The following is an 18649-nucleotide window of genomic DNA, read 5'->3' as shown; positions in this document are numbered from 1 at the left end:
CGCTGTTGCCGGATGATGCCTCCAGGCTCGTACTGCGGTACCGTCCAGGCAAGTACGCACTATCTCGTCCAGTAGTGACAATATGGATAGTGTGCAGGTCAGAGTGCTCAGCAGGAGCAGGAGCAGGAGGGGAGCGGGAGCCATGGAGGTCGAGACCGTAGCGGGGACCGGGGAGGGCCTCGGGACGGGTCCGTCGCCGCGCGAGCCCGTGCGCCGTGCGACGCGGGCGTGCCCGGTGGAGGTGGCGATCGCCGTCGTCGGCGGGGCATGGAAGATGACCGTCGTCAAGAACCTGCTCGACGGCCCCGTGCGCTTCGGCGCGCTGCACCGCGCCGTCGGCCCGGTGACGCCGCGCGTCCTCACCCGCCAGCTGCGTGACCTTGAGGCGGACGGCGTCGTCCACCGCGAGATCTACCCCGAGGTGCCGCCGCGCGTCGAGTACTCCCTGACCCCGCTGGGCGAGTCCCTCGCCGACCTGGTCCGGGACCTGGACGCCTGGGGAGCGCAGTACGCGGAGCGCCTGTCCGGCGCGCAGGGCGAGCCCGGCGCGCAGAGCGGGGACGAGGCACGCGAGGCGGACTGAGCCGCTCCTGCCGGCCGTGCGGTCCGGCACCGGAACTCACCGCCGCCTCGTCCGGACTGTGAGATCTCCGTGCCAGAGAGGTTACGCTCGCGGGTTTCGCGGGAAACGGCCCACGCGGCAGCCTCGGGGCAGGCCCGAAACCCGACCCGCGCGAGCGGGTCCTGACCCTCCTGGGAGACCACCATGTCCTACGTCAAGCCACCGGACCTCGTCACCGAGCTGATCGCCGCGGGCCGGTCGAAGGTCTTCCTGTCCACCCGTGAGACCCTCGTGCGCGCCGTCATGGGCGGCGCGATCCTCGCGCTCGCCGCCGCGTTCGCCGTCACGGTGTCCGTCCGTGCCGAGAACCCGCTGGCCGGGGCGATCCTGTTCCCGGTCGGCTTCATCCTGCTCTACCTGATGGGCTTCGACCTGCTGACCGGCGTGTTCACGCTGGTGCCGCTGGCGTGGCTGGCGCGGGCGCCCGGGGTCTCGTGGCCCGGGATGCTGCGCAACTGGGGTCTGGTGTTCGTCGGCAACTTCGCCGGGGCGTTCCTCGTCGCGGTGCTCATGGCGATCTACTTCACGTACGGCTTCTCGGTGGAGCCGGACGAGGTCGGCCAGGCGATCGGCACCATCGGCGAGGGCCGGACCGTGGGCTACGCCGACCACGGCGCCGCCGGGATGCTCACGCTGTTCGTGCGCGGCGTGCTGTGCAACTGGATGGTCTCGACCGGCGTGGTCGCGGCCATGATCAGCAAGAGCGTCATGGGCAAGGTCATCACGATGTGGATGCCCATCATGCTGTTCTTCTACATGGGCTTCGAGCACTCGATCGTGAACATGTTCCTGTTCCCGTCCGGCCTGATGCTCGGTGCCGACTTCACCGTCGGCGACTACCTGCTGTGGAACGAGATCCCCACGGTGGTGGGCAACCTGGTGGGCGGCTTCACGTTCGTCGGCCTGACGCTGTACCTCGCGCACGGCCGGCGCGCCGACGCCGGTGCCGTGCCGGCGCCGCGCCCGTCCGCGGAGTCCTCGGACGAGTCCGAGAAGGAGCTCGTCCACTGAGGCCCGCGGGTTCGTGGCGGGGCCGGGCCCGGCCCCGCCACGAACCCCGCGCGGAGGTCACCCCGCCGCCACCCACTTGTCCTCCGGGTCGGTGAACATGTGCGACTCGATGAGCTCGTGCCGCTGCAGGTAGGTGGTCGCCATGGCCTGGATGGTCGCGGCGACCGGCAGGGCCAGGAACGCGCCGAGCGCCCCGAACACGGCTCCGAACGCCAGCACCACCAGCAGGCTCACGGCGGCGTTCATCTCCAGCGCCCGCTCGGACAGCATCGGCGCCAGCCACAGGTTCTCCACCTGCTGGTAGGCCACGACGAACACGAGCACGGCCCCTGCCTGCCACAGCCCCTGCCCGGTCAGCGCCACCATGATGGGCAGCGCGCCACCGAGGTAGGCGCCGATCGTCGGCACGAACTGGGAGACCACGCCGACGAACACGGCCAGCGGGATCGCGTACGGCGTGCGCAGGATCAGCAGGAAGACGCAGGTCACGACGGTCGAGATGAGGGCGAGCACGAGCCGGGTGTCGATGTAGTCGGACACCTTGCGCTGAACCACCTCCCACAGGTGCAGCACCTCGTCCTGGTAGTCGGTGGGCACCCAGCGGCACACCGCGCGCCGGAACCGGGGGCCGGCCGCGAGCAGGTAGAACGCCACCAGCAGGATGGTGATGCCCCAGAAGAGCCCGCTGAGCAGGGCGCTGCCGACGACGAGCGCGCTCGCCGCGAGGTCGTTCCCGAACTGGTCGAGGCCCTGTCCGACCAGCTCGTCCTGCGCGGGCAGGGGGACGTCGACGAACCCGAGGATCAGCGCCCGCAGCTCGCCGTAGTACTCCGGCAGGGTCCGGCCGAGCTCGACCACCTGCTGCACGAACAGGTTCCCGAACAGCGCCATGATCCCGAGGATCGCCAGGAGCGACCCGAGCAGCGTGACCCCGGCCGCGGCGGGCCGCTTCCACCCGCGCCGCACGAGCCACACGGTCGCGGGCTCCAGGGCGAGCGACAGGAAGAACGCGATGAGCAGTGCCACCCACAGGCTCTGCAGCGCTCCGAGCGCGTGCCACGAGAAGATCCCCACGAAGACCGCGACGATCCCCAGGGCGAACGCCCGCGGCAGCCACCGCGGCGGGTGCTTCGACCCGGACGACCCGCGCGGCGGGTCGTCGTCGGCCCCGGCAGGCTCGGTGGTCCGGGCGTCCTCGGCGTCCTGCGGTGCGGCGCCGGTCGTGGCCGGCTCGGTCTCGTGCGCGGCGGCGCTCGTGGCGTCGTCCTCGGTCTCGGTGAGAGGGCTGGCGGTCATGGGCCGCCACCGTAGCGGGAATGTCCGACATGAACGAGCAAAGTCCGCAAGACGTCGTCCATCCGGTGTTCTTTTGACTGATTCAAGAAAAGGAGGGAGACTTTCACCCGTGAGCACGACCGACGGGATCCAGCAGCGTCTGCGGGAGGCGGGTCTGCGCGTGACCCGCCCCCGCGTGGCGGTGCTGGCCGCCGTGGCGGGTCGCCCGCACGCCGATGCGGGCGAGCTGCTCGCCGCGGCGCGCGAGGACCTGCCCGAGGTGTCCCACCAGGCCGTCTACGACTCGCTGCACACCCTGACCGCCGCCGGGCTGGTGCGTTGCATCCAGCCGTCGGGGGCCACTGCCAGGTACGAGACGCGGGTCGGGGACAACCATCACCACCTGGTGTGCCGCGGCTGCGGCGCGATCGTCGACGTCGACTGCGAGGTCGGTGAGGCGCCGTGCCTCGCGCCTCCGGACGACCACGGCTTCGCGGTGGACGAGGCGGAGATCGTCTACTGGGGGCTGTGCCCCGGGTGTCGTGCCACGACCGAATGAGCGTTCCTTGTACCTGGAAGGAAGTCCCCCATGTCTGACAGCACGGCTGAGACCAAGACCGTGGCCCCGACCGAGGACACCGTGGGCGGGTGCCCGGTGGCGCACGGCGCCGGCCGCGTGCACCCGACGCGCGGCGATGCCAACGCGGAGTGGTGGCCGAACCGGCTGAACCTGAAGATCCTGGCCAAGCACACCGCCGCGCGCGACCCCCTCGACGAGGGCTTCGACTACCGGGCCGCCTTCGAGACGCTCGACCTGGACGCGGTCAAGGCGGACCTGAGGGCCGTCATGACGGACTCCAAGGACTGGTGGCCGGCGGACCACGGGCACTACGGCGGCCTGATGATCCGGATGGCCTGGCACTCCGCGGGCACGTACCGGTCGCACGACGGCCGTGGCGGTGGTGGCGCCGGCCAGCAGCGGTTCGCCCCGCTGAACTCCTGGCCCGACAACGGCAACCTGGACAAGGCGCGCCGTCTGCTGTGGCCGGTCAAGAAGAAGTACGGCCAGGCGATCTCCTGGGCCGACCTGATGATCCTCGCCGGCAACGTGGCACTGGAGTCCATGGGCTTCAAGACCTTCGGCTACGCGGGCGGCCGCCCGGACGTGTGGGAGGCCGACGACGACGTCTACTGGGGCCCGGAGAAGGTCTGGCTGGACGACGAGCGCTACACGGGTGACCGTGACCTCGAGGCACCGCTCGCCGCGGTCCAGATGGGGCTGATCTACGTCAACCCGGAGGGCCCCAACGGCAACGGGGACCCGGCCTCGGCGGCCCGCGACATCCGCGAGACGTTCCGCCGCATGGGCATGAACGACGAGGAGACGGTCGCGCTGATCGCGGGCGGCCACTCGTTCGGCAAGACCCACGGCGCCCACCCGGACGACCGGCAGGGGCCGGACCCGGAGGCCGGGCCGCTGCACGAGCAGGGCTTCGGCTGGCGCAACGGTCACGGCAGCGGCGTCCTGCAGGACGCGCTGACCTCTGGCCTGGAGGTCACCTGGACGCAGACTCCGGCGCAGTGGAGCAACTTCTTCTTCGAGAACCTCTTCGGCTACGAGTGGGAGAGGAGCGAGTCGCCCGCCGGCGCGATCCAGTGGGTCGCGAAGGATGCCGAGGCGGTCATCCCCGCCCCGGACGAGGGTGGCGCGAAGCGGCTGCCGACCATGCTCACCACCGACCTGTCGCTGCGGGTCGACCCGGCCTACGAGGCGATCTCCCGCCGGTTCCTGGCCGACCAGGACGCGTTCGCCGACGCGTTCGCCCGTGCCTGGTTCAAGCTGACGCACCGCGACATGGGCCCGAAGGCGCGCTACCTCGGCACCGAGGTGCCCGCCGAGGACCTGCCCTGGCAGGACCCGTTGCCCGCCGCGCCGGAGCGGACGGTCGGCGACGCCGAGATCGCCGAGCTCAAGCAGCAGCTCGCGGACTCCGGCCTGAGCGTCGCGCAGCTCGTGTCCACCGCGTGGAAGGCGGCGGCCAGCCACCGCACGTCGGACAAGCGCGGCGGCGCGAACGGCGGCCGCATCCGCCTGGCGCCGCAGAAGGACTGGAAGGTCAACCGGCCCGAGGAGCTGGCGCCGGTCGTGGCGCGGCTCGAGGAGATCACCGCCGCGTTCAACGCCTCCCACGACGTCCAGGTGTCGTTCGCGGACGTGCTGGTCCTCGCCGGCGGCGTCGGCGTCGAGCAGGCCGCGCGGGCCGGCGGGGTCGACGTCGAGGTGGGCTTCACCCCCGGGCGCGTGGACGCGACCCAGGAGCAGACCGACGCCGAGAACTTCGACTGGCTGGAGCCGGTCGCCGACGGGTTCCGCAACTACGACAGCCGCTTCCTCAAGCTGCCGAGCGAGTTCCTGCTCATCGACCGCGCCAACCTCCTGGGCCTCACCGCCCCGGAGATGACGGTGCTGGTCGGCGGCCTGCGAGTGCTCGGCAACACCTGGGACGGCTCGAACCTCGGGGTGCTCACCGAGCGTCCCGGCACGCTGACGAACGACTTCTTCACCACCCTGCTCGAGCTCGGTATCGAGTGGAAGCCGTCCGAGGACGAGCAGACGTTCACCTCCGGCGACGGGAAGTGGACGGCCTCGCGCACCGACCTCGTGTTCGGCTCGAACTCCGAGCTGCGCGCGCTCGCCGAGGTCTACGCCTCGGACGACGCCGGGGAGAAGTTCGCCCGCGACTTCGCCGCGGCCTGGCAGAAGGTCATGGAGCTGGACCGCTTCGACGTGAAGTGACCCCACCACCCCGGCGGGGCGGCGCGTCACAGCCGTGACGTACCGCCCCGCCGGGGGACACGCACCACCGAGGCCGCCGGCGGCACCCGCCGCCGGCTGCCTCGGTGGTTCCGGCCCGTTCCGGCCGGCCGGCCGCAGGACGGTCTCCGGGCCACCGACGAGGACCCGGGCAGCGCACCCTGCCGTGCAGCGGCGAACCCCCCGGTCGCCGACCCCGGAGCGGCGATCCGTTCAGCCCCAGGCCAGATCCACCAAGAAACCCGTGGTGAGAACGCAACGGAACGCCGCCGCCGTGCAACATCGCGCCGGATAGCGTCGCAGCATGACGCAACCCACCTCGCGCCGTGCCACGACGCGACACTTCCTGATGTGCCCACCCGAGCACTTCGACGTCGTCTACGCCATCAACCCGTGGATGGACACCAGCGTCCCGGTCGACACCGGCCGGGCCCTCGCCCAGTGGGAGACCCTCCGGCGGGCGTACGAGGCGCACGGCCACACGGTCGACGTCATCGACCCGGAGCCGGGCCTGCCCGACATGGTGTACGCCGCGAACGGTGGCGTCGTCGTCGGCGGGCAGGCGCTCGCGGCACGCTTCACCTACCCCGAGCGGGCCAAGGAAGGCCCCGCCTACGACGCCTGGTTCACAGGCCCCGCCGCCCGCGAGCGCGGCATCACCGCGCTCGGCCAGTCCGGGGAGACCCAGGAGGGGGAGGGCGACCTGCTGCTGGTCGGCGACCGGCTGCTGGCCGGCCACGGGTTCCGCACCACGCGCGCCGCCCACGACGAGGCCGCACGCAGGCTCGGGCTCGCCGAGCAGGGGATCGACGTCGTCCCGCTCGAGCTCGTCGACGAGCGCTACTACCACCTCGACACCGCGCTCGCCGTGCTCGACACCGGCGCGAGCGGGAACCCGCCCCTGATCGCCTACCTGCCGGGTGCGTTCACCGCGGAGTCGCGGGCCACCCTCGAGCGCCTGTACCCCGACGCCGTCATCGCCTCCGCCGAGGACGCGGCCGTGCTCGGCCTCAACGTCGTCTCCGACGGGAAGACCGTCTTCCTCACGGACCGCGCCGGCCGCCTCGCCGACGACGTCGCGGCCGCCGGGTTCGACGTCGTCCCCGTCGACCTGTCCGAGCTCTTCAAGGGCGGCGGCTCCGTCAAGTGCTGCACGCTCGAGCTGCGCCCCGCCACCGTCCGGGAGGTCCCCGCATGACATCCGTCCCCTTCCTCGATGTCGCCGGCGCCGCCCGCTGGGCCGCCCGCCGCGGCCCGGAGGCCGTCATCGCAGGCCTCACCGACGCCATGGACCGCGACTTCGCGCAGTGGCCCGGCCTCGACAAGCGGCCCCGCATCGCCACGCACTCGGCCGAGGGCGTCATCGAGCTCATGCCCACAGCCGACGCCGAGACGTACGGCTTCAAGCTCGTGAACGGCCACCCGTCCAACCCGGCTCGCGGCTTCCAGACGGTCACGGCCGTCGGCATGCTGGCGCGCGTCGACAACGGCTACCCGTCGTTCCTCGCCGAGATGACGCTGCTCACCGGGCTGCGCACGGCGGCGGCGTCGGCGCTCGCGGCGCGGTACCTGGCGCGGAAGGACTCGCGCACCCTGGCGCTGATCGGCGCGGGCTCGCAGGCCGAGTTCCAGGCGCTGGGCATGCGGGCGGAGCTCGGCATCGAGTCGCTGCGCGTGTTCGACGTCGACCCCGCCGCCTCCGAGAAGCTGGCCCGGCACGCGAAGGCGCTGGGCTTCGAGGTGGTGATCGCGTCCGACGCCGCGGAGGCCGCCCGCGGGGCCGACGTCGTCACCACGTGCACGGCCGACAAGCGCAACGCGGTCGTGCTGCACGACGCCGACATCCCGGCGGGCGCGTTCGTCAACGCGATCGGCGGCGACTGCCCGGGCAAGACCGAGCTGGAGCCGGCGACGACCGCGCGGGCGCGCGTCTTCGTGGAGCACACGGAGCAGACCCGCATCGAGGGCGAGATCCAGAAGCAGGCGGCGGACTTCCCTGTCACGGAGCTGTGGGAGGTCGTCACGGGCAGGAAGCCGGGCCGCGAGAGCGACGCGGACCTGGTGGTGTGGGACTCGGTCGGGTTCGCGGTCGAGGACTGGACCACCCTGAAGTTCGTCGCCGCGGACGTGGCGGCCACCGCCCCGGAGCTCCTGCAGCACCTGGACCTCATCGCCGAGCCGGAGGACCCGAAGGACCTCTTCTCCCTGGTCGCGGAATCCTGACCCACGCCGGAACCCCCGGCGCCACCCGGCCGGCGGGGCTGGCCGGGTCGGCCGGGCTGGCCGGGTCGGCCGAGTCGGCCGGGTCGGCCGGGCTGGGAGGTCGGGCAGTCGCGCCGGGCAGTGGCGCCGGGTAGGTCCTCGGGCCCTGGCCGGGGCGGGGACCGGGTGGAATATTCACCCGGTGGTTTCTTCGTCGCCGGGGGATCGCTACCGGTGGCCTGGACCATCGGCCCTGGCCGGCGCGTTGCCGGCTTTCCACGACCCGATCCATGGGGGACCTCCATGAACCGTGCCCTGACCGCCACCCTCGCCGCCGGTGCACTTCTCCTGCCGGCCGCCGTGCTCGTGCCCGCGGCCGCCGCGCCGTCGGACGCGAGCGGCGCACCCGTCTCCACGGACAGCGCCGACCTCGCCCGCCGCTGGGCGCCGATCCACTACCAGGACGTCGACCAGACCGGCTCCCACGCACTGGGCGGTCGGTCCGACTACATCACGCGCGTCGACTTCGACGGGGACTGGAACGCCACCAACAACTGGGACAACACCGGCTCCGGGTCGCTGGACGCGTACGCCTACTGGTCCGCCGTGGAGACCGGCACCCACTGGTTCCTCACCTACATGTTCTTCCACCCGCGCGACTGGACGGACTCCTTCTTCGACACGGAGCACGAGAACGACGCCGAGGGTGTCCTCCTCGCCGTCGAGAAGGACGGGTCGCAGCACGGCACGCTGCGTGCGGCCGTCACCGTGGCGCACACGGACTTCTACTCCTACCTGCCGGACGGCAGCACCTGGTCGGGCGGCGGCGAGACCGTGGACGGCACCCTGCCGATGGAGACGAACCCGCACGACGGTGCCGTGCACCCGGTGACGGCGCAGGAAGCCAAGGGGCACGGCCTCAAGGCGCGCGGCGGGTACGACATCGTCGGCGACGGCGTCGTCTACCTCCCGGCCGGGACGGGCGAGACGCCCGAGCACGCCGACGACCGCGACGTGCGCTACGGCCTGATCGACATCTTCGCGCCGGGCGGCCTCTGGGAGCGCCGGGACGACGCCGCGACGTTCGCGAGCTACGGCTCGTTCGCCGGCAACACCTCCGGCGGCTGCGGCAGCGGCGCCATCGGCTGCTCGACGAACTCCGCCAACGCACCCTGGGGCTGGGACGACGGCGACGACGTCCCCGGCCGCGGCCAGCTCGCCACCGACCCGGCACGTCTCATGGCCGAGTACTTCACCATCCCGGGCGACTTCTCCCGCGCGTACGTCAGCAACGGCTACCGCTGAGACCCGGACCGGCACGCTCTCGCGACCGGTCATCCCGCGACCGGTCATCCCGCGACCGGTCATCGCACGACCGGTCGGCAGCGTGATCGGTCATGGCGTCCGGCCGACGCAGATTCCGGCCGGTATCGCGTCCGGCTGGGAACGTGATCGGTCGGTCTGTGAGTGATCGGCAGTTCAAACTGCCGATCACTCACAGTCAGACCGACCGCTCACGGAACGGCCGACCGGACAGGGGCTCCTGCCGGTCGTTGGAACTGTGGTCCGGCAGGGGGCTCCTGCCGGTCAGGGAAACCGGGCCCTGAGCGCCGGGGGCCGGCGATGTTCGGGCACGATAAGCACCATGTCGACCGCTCGCCGTCCTGGCTCCGTCCGTGAGGTGCTCGCGGTGTTCTCGCGGCTCGGGGTCACCTCGTTCGGCGGGCCCGTCGCGCACCTGGGGTACTTCCGCGAGGAGTTCGTGACCCGGCGGGGCTGGATCTCCGAGCGCGCGTACGCCGACCTCGTCGCGTTCTGCCAGTTCCTGCCCGGGCCCGGCTCCAGCCAGGTGGGGATGGCGATCGGCTGGCGCCGGGCCGGGATCCCGGGCCTGCTCGCCGCCTGGGCCGGGTTCACCCTGCCGTCCGCGCTGCTGCTGCTCGGGTTCGCGTACGGGGTCGATGCGGTGGGGGACCTGGAGGGTGCGGGCTGGATCACCGGGCTCAAGGCGGCCGCCGTCGCCGTCGTCGCGCAGGCCGTGCTCGGCATGGCTCGCAGCCTCGCCTCCGGGCCGCGCACCGCCACGATCGCCGGCGGCACCGTGATCGTCCTGCTCCTCCTACCGGCTACCGGCGCACCGCTCGCGCTGGTCCAGATCGGCGTGATCGTCGCGGCAGGGCTGGCCGGACTGTGGTGGGCAGCGCCGTCGTCGCCGTCTGCACGGGCAGCCTCCGAAGCGGCTGCGGCGCCCGACAGCAGCAGGCGCTCCGCCGACGGCAGGCGCTCCGAGGGTGACGGGGCTGCCGACGGCGAGCGGCTCGCCGGTGTCGCCCGGCCCGGTGTCGCCGTCGCGTGCCTGGTGGTCTTCGGCCTCGGTCTCGCCGTGCTGCCGCTGCTCGCCGCGCTCTCCGGCCCGGGCGGGATCGCGATGCTCGTCGACGTGTTCTACCGGACCGGGTCGCTCGTGTTCGGTGGCGGGCACGTCGTGCTGCCGCTGCTGCAGGCCGAGACGGCCGGCGCGGTCACCCACGACGAGTTCCTCGCCGGCTACGGCGCGGCCCAGGCCGTCCCGGGCCCGCTGTTCACGTTCGCCGGATACCTGGGTGCGGTCTCGACGTCGGGGCCGGGCGGCGCGCTCGGCGCGGCGATCGCGCTGGTGGCGGTGTTCACGCCGTCGGCCCTGCTCGTGGTGGGCACGCTGCCGTACTGGGACCGGCTGCGCCGTGCGGCCGGCGCGCAGCGGGCGCTGGCCGGGGTGAACGCGGGCGTGGTCGGCCTGCTGGCGGCCGCCTTCTACGACCCTGTCGTCACTCAGGGTGTCCTGGCGGCGCCGTCGCCGTCGTCGGCCCTCGCCGTCGTGGTCGCGGCCTACGTGGCCCTGACCATGTGGAAGGTTCCGCCCTGGGCGGTGGTCATCGCGGCCGGCGTCCTGGGCGCCTTCTTCCTGTAGCGGCCACCCGGCCACATCGTGGCGACGCCGTCCTGGGTGGCCATGTCATCTGCGGCGCCCACGCCATCCTGCGTGGCCGCACGACCTGCCGTGCCCCCGCTGCCCTGGGCGACCACGTCGTCTGCGTGGTGGTCGCCGTCCCACGGCACAAGAGCGCCTGCCGCCACGATGTCGTGGCCGGTCGGTGGCCGCCGCCGTGGTGCGTGGTAGGTGCTCGGCCGCGGCGGTGTGGTGACTCCTGGCGCGTCAGGCCACCAGCGCTGCACGGGCCATGCGGGTCAGGAGGGCGCGCATCGCCGCGCGGCTGATGCGGGCCGAGTGGGGCGTCGAGTTGAGCAGGCCGAACGCCGCCTGGACCGCGGCCCGCGCCTCGGGCGGGGTGAGGTCCGGGCGGTGCGGCTGCAGGGCGCGGGTCCACACGTCGATGTAGGCGAGCTGGCGTTCGCGGACCTGGGCGCGGGCGGCCCGGCCGAGGGCGCCCCACTCGCGTTCCTGCACCACGATCAGGGACGGCTGGGACAGGGCGAAGTCGGTGTGGAACGCGATCAGCCGGGACAGCGTGTCGCCGGGAACGTCGTCCTCGCGGGACTGGCGCTCGTGAGCGGTATCCGCGCCGCCGTCCACCCTCGCCGCGCGGTCGTCGACCGTTCCTGCGCCGCCTCCCGGGGCGACCCCGCCACCGTCGTCCGATGCCGATGCCGATGCCGATGCCGATGCCGATGCCGATGCCGCCCCTGCCCCTGACGCCGCCCCACCTTCTGGCCGGTCCGCGGTCAGCGCCCGCGCGCCCTCCAGGAGCCGCTCGGAGGCGCGCAGCAGGCACTGCCCGAGGATGTCCTCCTTGCCGGCGAAGTGCTTGTACAGCGCGGGCCCGGAGATGCCGACGGCGGCCCCGATGTCACCCACGCTCACGCCGTGGAACCCGCGGTCGGCGAACAGGCCGGCCGCGGTGTCGAGGATCTGCTGGCGCCGGGGTGTCACGCGTCGCAGTCTAGACAGCGGCCGGGCGGCGCCTCGGTGGACGCCGGGATGCGGCGGGGCGTACCGCGTCGGGACCGGGCAGGTCGCGCCGTGTCCGGTGGCGAGCGAGCCGATCACGCCCCGCCGCACCCGCGTGTCGGGTTAACGACCATTAACCTCCAGGGGATATGCTGCCTCCATGGCGACCACCACTGCCGCGTCACCGACGACGCAGCGCGACCTCGCCGCCACGCTGCGCGAGCGGATCGCCCGCGCAGCGCAGGGCGGCCCCGCCCGATCCCGCGAGAAGCACCTGGCGCGCGGCAAGCTGCTGCCCCGCGAGCGGGTGCGGCGGCTGCTGGACGAGGGCAGCCCGTTCCTCGAGCTCTCCCCGCTGGCGGCCTACGGCATGTACGGCACCGGCAGCGGCCAGGGCGGCGGCAGCCGGGGCAGCACCTCCGGCGACGGCGACGGCAGCACCCCTGGCACCCCGGACACCGACGAGTACGCCGTCCCGGGCGCCGGCGTCATCGCCGGCGTCGGGATCGTGTCCGGCCGCCACGTGATGGTGGTGTGCAACGACGCCACGGTCAAGGGCGGCACCTACTACCCGGCAGGAGTGAAGAAGCACCTGCGCGCCCAGGAGATCGCTCGCGAGAACCGTCTGCCCTGCGTCTACCTGGTGGACTCCGGCGGCGCGTTCCTCCCGCTGCAGGACGACGTGTTCCCCGACCGGGACCACTTCGGCCGCATCTTCTACAACCAGGCCCGCCTGTCCGCGGAACGGGTCCCGCAGATCGCGGCCGTCCTCGGCTCCTGCACGGCGGGCGGCGCGTACGTGCCCGCGATGAGCGACGAGACCGTCATCGTGCGGAACCAGGGCACGATCTTCCTCGGCGGCCCGCCGTTGGTGAAGGCCGCGATCGGTGAGGTCGTCAGCCCGGAGGAGCTCGGCGGGGGAGAGCTGCACGCCCACCGCTCCGGCGTCGCCGACCACCTCGCCGACGACGACGAGCACGCCCTCGAGATCGTCCGCGACATCGTGCGCACCCTGCCCCCCGATCCCGCCCCCGTCTGGGACGTGCACCCCCGCCCGCTGCCGCCGTCGTCGGACCCCGACGGCCTGTACGACGTCGTCCCCGTGGACGTCAACGCGCCCTACGACGCCCACGAGGTGATCTTCCGCCTCGTCGACGCCGCCCCCGAGCCCGGCCCCGGCGGCCCCGTCCCGGGCTGGCACGAGTTCAAGCCCGGCTACGGCACCACCCTCGTGACCGGGTTCGCGCGCCTGCACGGCCACCCGGTCGGCATCCTCGCGAACAACGGCGTCCTGTTCGGCGAGTCCGCCCTCAAGGGCGCCCACTTCATCGAGCTCGCCGACCAGCGCGGCATTCCGCTGCTGTTCCTGCAGAACATCACCGGCTTCATGGTCGGCAAGGACGCCGAGGCCGGCGGCATCGCGAAGGACGGCGCCAAGATGGTCACCGCCGTCGCCTCCACCCGCGTGCCGAAGCTGACCGTGATGGTCGGCGGCTCGTTCGGCGCCGGCAACTACTCCATGTGCGGGCGCGCCTACTCCCCGCGCTTCCTGTGGTCCTGGCCCGGCTCCCGCATCTCCGTGATGGGCGGCCCGCAGGCCGCGTCCGTGCTGTCCACCGTCAAGCGCGACCAGATCGAGGGCGCCGGAGGCACCTGGTCCGACGACGAGCAGGCCGCCTTCGAGGCCCCCGTGCGCGACTCCTACGAGCGCGCCGGCAGCCCTTACCACGCCACCGCGCGCGGCTGGGACGACGGCATCCTCGACCCTCGCGACACCCGCCGCGTCCTGGGCATGGCCCTCGACGTCTGCTCCCGGGTGCCGTTCGACGACGCCGGCGCGACCCCGCGCTTCGGCCTGTTCCGGATGTGAGAGGGAGGAGACCATGACCAGCCGGCACCTCGGCGCACCCCTCAGCAGCCCCGACATCCTGCCCGAGGCCTCCCGTGGCGGCGACGGCCAGCCCGGACACCGGCCGTTCGGCACCGTCCTGGTCGCCAACCGCGGCGAGATCGCCGTCCGCGTCGTGCGCACCCTGCGCCGGCTCGGCATCCGCTCGGTCGCCGTCCACTCCGACGCCGACGCCGCCGCGCCCCACGTCCGGGCCGCCGACACGGCCGTCCGCATCGGCCCCGCCCCCGCCACGCAGTCCTACCTCGACATCGACGCGGTGATCGGCGCCGCCCGCGCCACCGGCGCCGACGCCATCCACCCCGGCTACGGCTTCCTGTCCGAGAACCCCGCCTTCGCCCGCGCGTGCGCCGCCGCCGGCGTCGTCCTCGTCGGCCCGCCGCCCGCCGCCATGGAGGCCATGGCCGACAAGATCGCCGCCCGCGACCTCGTCGCCGCCCGCGGCGTCCCCGTCCTGCCCGGCACCACCGGCACCCTCACCGACGAGGAGCTGATCGCCGCCGCCGGCGACGTCGGCTTCCCGCTCATCGTCAAGCCGGCCGCCGGCGGCGGCGGCAAGGGCATGCAGGTCGCCGACGACGCCGCCGCCCTCCCCGCCGCCCTCACGTCCGCCCGCCGCGTCGCGGCCGCGGCGTTCGGCGACGACACCCTCCTGCTCGAACGCTACGTACCCGACCCCCGGCACATCGAGGTACAGGTCCTCGCCGACACCCACGGCGACGTCATCCACCTCGGCGAGCGCGAGTGCTCCCTGCAGCGCCGCCACCAGAAGGTCGTCGAGGAGGCCCCCTCCGCGCTCCTCGCCGGCCGGCCCGGCCCGGTCGCCGCCGCCGTCCGCGCCCGCATGGGCGAGGCCGCCTGCGAGGTCGCGCGCGCCTGCGGCTACGTCGGCGCGGGCACGGTCGAGATGCTGGTCCCGGGCGACGCGACCGCCGAGGACCCGGGCGCCCTCGACTTCTGGTTCCTCGAGATGAACACCCGCCTCCAGGTCGAGCACCCCGTCACCGAGGCCGTCACCGGCCTCGACCTCGTCGAGCTCCAGCTCCGCGTCGCCGCCGGCGAGAAGCTGCCCCTCGCCCAGGGCGACGTCACCCTCACCGGCCACGCCGTCGAGGCCCGCGCCTACGCCGAGGCCCCCGCCCGCGGCTTCCTGCCCGACACCGGCACCGTCCTGGCCTACACCGAACCGGCCGGGCCCGGCGTCCGGGTCGACTCCGGCATCGCCGCCGGGGACGTCGTCGGCGGCGAATACGACCCCATGCTCGCCAAGGTCATCGCCCACGGCACCGACCGCACCCAGGCCCTCGACCGGCTCGGGCGGGCGCTCGCGGACACGGTGGTGCTGGGCCTGGACACGAACCTCGTCTGGCTCCGCGAGCTCCTTGCCCGGGACGACGTGCGCGCCGGCGACATCCACACGGGCCTCGTCGAACGCCTCGACCCGCCGACGGACCCGGTGCCGGCCGACGCGGACCTGGCGGCGGCGGCCCGCGCGCTCGCGACCTCCGCCGGCCGGGCCGCCGGCTCTCGCGGCCCTCGCCATGACAGCACGTGGGCGCCGGAGCCGGGCGCCTCGGCGGTGCGGGGCGAGCGTGCCGGGGTCTCCGGTGGTCCGTGGGCCCTGGACGGCTTTCGCCCGGGCGCCCCGCCCGAACCGGTGCGCCACCTGATCGCGGGCCGCACGGTCACGGCGGCAGACCCTGCCGGAGCGGCGCCCGGGCCGGGCACGGGGCCGGGCGACGTCGCCGTCGTGCAGGAGTCCGGACGTGCCGTGCGTACCGTCTGGCTGCACCGGGCCGGTCGGACCCTCGCCCTGGCCGCGCCCACGCGGGAGCAGGCGTTCGCGCAGCGGCGAGCGGCCGCCGCGGTGGAGGCGGCGGGTGCGGCGGGTGCCGGCCCCGACCTGCGCGCCGCGATGCCCGGCACCGTCGCCTGGGTCGCGGACGAAGGACCTGTCGCCGCCGGCGAGACGGTCGTCGTGGTCGAGGCGATGAAGATGGAGCACCCCCTCGTCGCGCCGCACGACGGCGCCGCGGCGGTGCGGGTCGCCGTCGGCGACCAGGTGCGTCGTGACCAGGTGCTCGCCACGGTGACCGCCGGTACGGCCTGAGAAGACCCCCGGGCCCGCACGACCCCCGCGGTCCCGGTCGTTCCCAACACCCCGGGAGGAACCATGAAGTACTTGCTCACCGACGAGCAGACCAAGCTGTACGACGAGGTGTGCCGGTTCGCCGACGAGGTCGTCGCGCCCCGCGCCTACGACTACGACACGAAGCGCGAGCTGCCGCTCGACATCATCGCGGCGATGGGCGACATGGGGCTGTTCGGCCTGCCGTTCCCCGTCGAGCTCGGCGGGCAGGGCAAGGACTACGTGTCGCTGTGCCTGGCCGTGGAGGCGATCGGCCGGGTGGACCAGTCGCTCGGTGTCACGCTGGAGGCGGGCGTCGGGCTGGGGATCGTGCCGATCTTCCGCCACGGCAGCGCGGAGCAGAAGCAGCGCTGGCTCCCGGACCTGCTCTCGGGCCGCGCGCTGGCGGGCTTCGGGCTGACCGAGGACAAGGCGGGGTCCGACGCGGGCGCCACGCGGACCACCGCCGTGCGCGAGGGCGACGAGTGGGTCATCAACGGCTCCAAGCAGTTCATCACGAACTCGGGCACGCCGATCACGTCGCTGGTCACGGTCACGGCGGTGACGGGACGCCGGCCGGACGGCGGCCCGGAGCTGACGTGCTTCGTCGTGCCGACCGGCACGCCGGGTTTCGAGGTGCACCCGCCCTACGACAAGGTCGGCTGGCACACGTCGGACACGCACCCGCTGACGTTCACCGACGTGCGGGTGCCGCACTCGGCGATGCTGGGCGAGCAGGGGCGCGGCTACGCGAACTTCCTGCGTGCCCTGGACGAGGGCCGGGTCGCGTTCGCCGCGCTGTGCGCGGGCGCGGCCGTCGGCTGCTTCGAGCTGGCGCTGGAGCGGGCGAAGGAGCGCGAGGTGTTCTCCCGGTCGATCGGGTCGAACCAGCACGTCGCGTTCATGCTGGGGCGGATGCAGTCCCGTGCGCACTCGGCGCGGCTGGCGTGGATGGACGCCGCGCGCAAGCTCGTGGAGGGCGTGCCGTTCAAGCAGGAGGCGTCGCTCGCGAAGCTCATCGGGTCGGAGGCGGCGATGGCGAACGCCCGCGACGCGTCGCAGATCTGGGGCGGGTACGGTTTCCTCAACGAGAACGCCGTGGCCAGGCACTATCGCGACTCGAAGGTCCTGGAGGTCGGCGAGGGGACCACGGAGGTGCAGCTGATGGTGCTGGCCCGGGAGATGGGGTTGCAGTGACGGAGCCGACGACGGCGGACGGCGGGCCCGGCCGGGAGATCCTGCAGCGGGGCAGGTACTACGACGAGATGGAGCTCGGCGACCGGTACCTGCACCGCCCCGGCCGCACCGCCACCGAGGCCGACGACGTGCAGTTCACGACGCTGACCATGAACGGCCAGCCGCTGCACCTGGACGCGGCGTGGGCCGCGACCCAGCCGTACGGCCAGCGCCTGATGAACTCGATGTGGACGCTGTCCACCCTGGTGGGCCTGTCCACGTGGCAGGTCACGCTCGGCACGCTCGTGGCGAACCTCGGGTTCGAGGAGGTCGGGTTCCCGGCCCCGGTGTTCCACGGCGACACGGTGTACGCCGAGACGAACGTGCTGGCCAAGCGGGAGTCCGCCTCCCGGCCGGGCCAGGGGGTCGTCACGCTGGAGCACGTGGGCCGCAACCAGGACGACGTCGTCGTGGCGCGCGCGGTGCGCAACGGCCTGTTCTGGCTCCGCGTCGCGCACGAGGAGTCCGGCGCGTGATCCCCGGACCCGCGCTCCTGTTCTGCCCGGCGGACCGGCCGGACCGGTTCGCCAAGGCGGCGTCCCGGGCCGACGGCGTGATCCTCGATCTCGAGGACGCCGTCGCGCCCGGGGCGCGCCCCGCCGCTCGGGAGGCGCTGGCCGCCGCCTCCCTGGACCCGGCGCGCACGATCGTGCGCGTCAACCCGCCCGGCACGCCGGACCACGAGGCCGACCTCGCGGCCGTGCGCGCCACGTCGTTCCGTACCGTCATGGTCGCCAAGGCGGACGCGAGCCTGCCCGTGCTCGGCGGGCTGGACGTCGTGGCGCTGTGCGAGACGGCGCCGGGCGTCGTGGACGCGACCGTGCTCGCCCGGCGGGACGACGTCGTGGCGCTGATGTGGGGGGCGGAGGACCTGGTGGCCTCCCTGGGCGGCACGTCGAGCAGGTTCGGACCGGGCGAGCGCGGTGCCCCGGGGGAGTACCGCGACGTCGCACGGCATGCCCGGTCGGCGGTCCTGCTGGCCGCGGGCGCCGCCGGGAAGCAGGCGATCGACGCGGTCCACCTGGACATCGCCGACCTCGGCGGACTGCGCGCGGAGGCCACCGACGCCGTCGCCTCCGGCTTCGCGGCCACCGCCTGCATCCACCCCACGCACGTCCCGGTCATCCGCGAGGCGTACGCGCCGACGGCGGACGAGGTCGCCCGGGCCCGTGAGATCCTGGCGGCCGCGGCGGACCAGGAGGTGGGCGCGGACCGCGGGGCCGGGGGAGGCGCGGGGGTCTTCGCCCTGGACGGCGTCATGGTGGACGAACCGGTCCTGCGCCATGCCCGCGCGGTGCTGGCCCGAGCGGTGCCCTGACCCGGGGGATGTGACCCATTCGACAGCACGGCGGAGCCGGACTTTTCTCGACAAAGCCGTCGCTGGCGACCTAAACTGGGAAAGAAATCGACACAGAGTGCTGCAATCGTGGCAGCCGAGAACACACCCGTCGAACCTGATCTGGCTCGTCCTGGCGAAGGGATCGTCGATATGCGCACCGCCG

Annotated in this window: 15 protein-coding genes; 13 read left to right on the top strand and 2 right to left on the bottom strand. The window is 73.4% G+C overall.

Going from position 1 to position 18649, the window contains the following annotated elements; genetic code table 11:
- The first annotated feature begins 142 nt into the window (after positions 1–142).
- Together ACYU96_RS11255 and ACYU96_RS11250 are read left to right on the top strand one after the other, a co-directional pair.
- Positions 143–583, top strand: a complete 441-nt coding sequence (locus ACYU96_RS11255; protein ID WP_460753098.1) for a winged helix-turn-helix transcriptional regulator — start codon at positions 143–145, stop codon at positions 581–583.
- 183 nt (positions 584–766) lie between these two features.
- Positions 767–1633 (top strand): formate/nitrite transporter family protein, encoded by an 867-nt coding sequence (locus ACYU96_RS11250; RefSeq protein ID WP_460753095.1) that lies wholly within the window; start codon positions 767–769, stop codon positions 1631–1633.
- 57 nt (positions 1634–1690) lie between these two features.
- Here the strand turns inward: ACYU96_RS11250 and ACYU96_RS11245 are convergent, their stop codons facing one another.
- Entirely contained in the window at positions 1691–2929 is a 1239-nt protein-coding gene (locus ACYU96_RS11245) for an AI-2E family transporter (RefSeq protein WP_460753093.1), read from the bottom strand.
- 109 nt (positions 2930–3038) lie between these two features.
- Here ACYU96_RS11245 and ACYU96_RS11240 point away from each other — a divergent pair, with 109 nt between their 5' ends.
- From ACYU96_RS11240 to chrA, 6 genes are all read left to right on the top strand, one after another.
- Complete coding sequence (locus ACYU96_RS11240) at positions 3039–3467, top strand: Fur family transcriptional regulator (RefSeq protein WP_460753090.1); 429 nt, start codon at positions 3039–3041, stop codon at positions 3465–3467.
- 30 nt (positions 3468–3497) lie between these two features.
- Positions 3498–5705 (top strand): catalase/peroxidase HPI, encoded by a 2208-nt coding sequence (gene katG, locus ACYU96_RS11235; RefSeq protein ID WP_460753087.1) that lies wholly within the window; start codon positions 3498–3500, stop codon positions 5703–5705.
- Positions 5706–6027: 322 nt separating this feature from the next.
- Entirely contained in the window at positions 6028–6921 is an 894-nt protein-coding gene (gene ddaH, locus ACYU96_RS11230) for a dimethylargininase (RefSeq protein WP_460753085.1), read from the top strand.
- Positions 6918–7946 (top strand): ornithine cyclodeaminase, encoded by a 1029-nt coding sequence (locus ACYU96_RS11225; RefSeq protein WP_460753082.1) that lies wholly within the window; start codon positions 6918–6920, stop codon positions 7944–7946. Before ddaH ends, ACYU96_RS11225 begins: the two co-directional genes overlap by 4 nt.
- Positions 7947–8228: 282 nt before the next feature.
- The gene (locus tag ACYU96_RS11220) at positions 8229–9230 is read left to right on the top strand and encodes a hypothetical protein (protein ID WP_460753079.1); all 1002 of its coding nucleotides are present in this window, start codon (positions 8229–8231) and stop codon (positions 9228–9230) included.
- 340 nt (positions 9231–9570) lie between these two features.
- Positions 9571–10875, top strand: coding sequence for a chromate efflux transporter (chrA, locus tag ACYU96_RS11215; RefSeq protein WP_460753076.1), 1305 nt, complete (start codon positions 9571–9573; stop codon positions 10873–10875).
- 246 nt (positions 10876–11121) lie between these two features.
- Here chrA and ACYU96_RS11210 read toward each other — a convergent pair whose 3' ends face one another.
- Positions 11122–11856, bottom strand: coding sequence for a TetR/AcrR family transcriptional regulator (locus tag ACYU96_RS11210; protein WP_460753074.1), 735 nt, complete (start codon positions 11854–11856; stop codon positions 11122–11124).
- 178 nt (positions 11857–12034) lie between these two features.
- Here ACYU96_RS11210 and ACYU96_RS11205 point away from each other — a divergent pair, with 178 nt between their 5' ends.
- From ACYU96_RS11205 to ACYU96_RS11185, 5 genes are all read left to right on the top strand, one after another.
- Positions 12035–13744, top strand: a complete 1710-nt coding sequence (locus ACYU96_RS11205; RefSeq protein ID WP_460753071.1) for a carboxyl transferase domain-containing protein — start codon at positions 12035–12037, stop codon at positions 13742–13744.
- A 13-nt stretch (positions 13745–13757) separates the two neighbouring features.
- Entirely contained in the window at positions 13758–15893 is a 2136-nt protein-coding gene (locus ACYU96_RS11200; RefSeq protein ID WP_460753069.1) for an acetyl/propionyl/methylcrotonyl-CoA carboxylase subunit alpha, read from the top strand.
- Between the two features lie 63 nt (positions 15894–15956).
- Positions 15957–17108, top strand: coding sequence for an acyl-CoA dehydrogenase family protein (locus tag ACYU96_RS11195; protein ID WP_460753066.1), 1152 nt, complete (start codon positions 15957–15959; stop codon positions 17106–17108).
- On the top strand, positions 17105–17623 hold the full coding sequence (locus tag ACYU96_RS11190) for a MaoC family dehydratase (protein WP_460753063.1): 519 nt from the start codon (positions 17105–17107) through the stop codon (positions 17621–17623). Before ACYU96_RS11195 ends, ACYU96_RS11190 begins: the two co-directional genes overlap by 4 nt.
- The gene (locus ACYU96_RS11185) at positions 17620–18465 is read left to right on the top strand and encodes an HpcH/HpaI aldolase/citrate lyase family protein (RefSeq protein WP_460753060.1); all 846 of its coding nucleotides are present in this window, start codon (positions 17620–17622) and stop codon (positions 18463–18465) included. Before ACYU96_RS11190 ends, ACYU96_RS11185 begins: the two co-directional genes overlap by 4 nt.
- Positions 18466–18649 lie beyond the last annotated feature (184 nt).

This window comes from Myceligenerans cantabricum (genome assembly GCF_054777735.1).
This window is presented reverse-complemented; position numbering and strand designations above follow the sequence as displayed.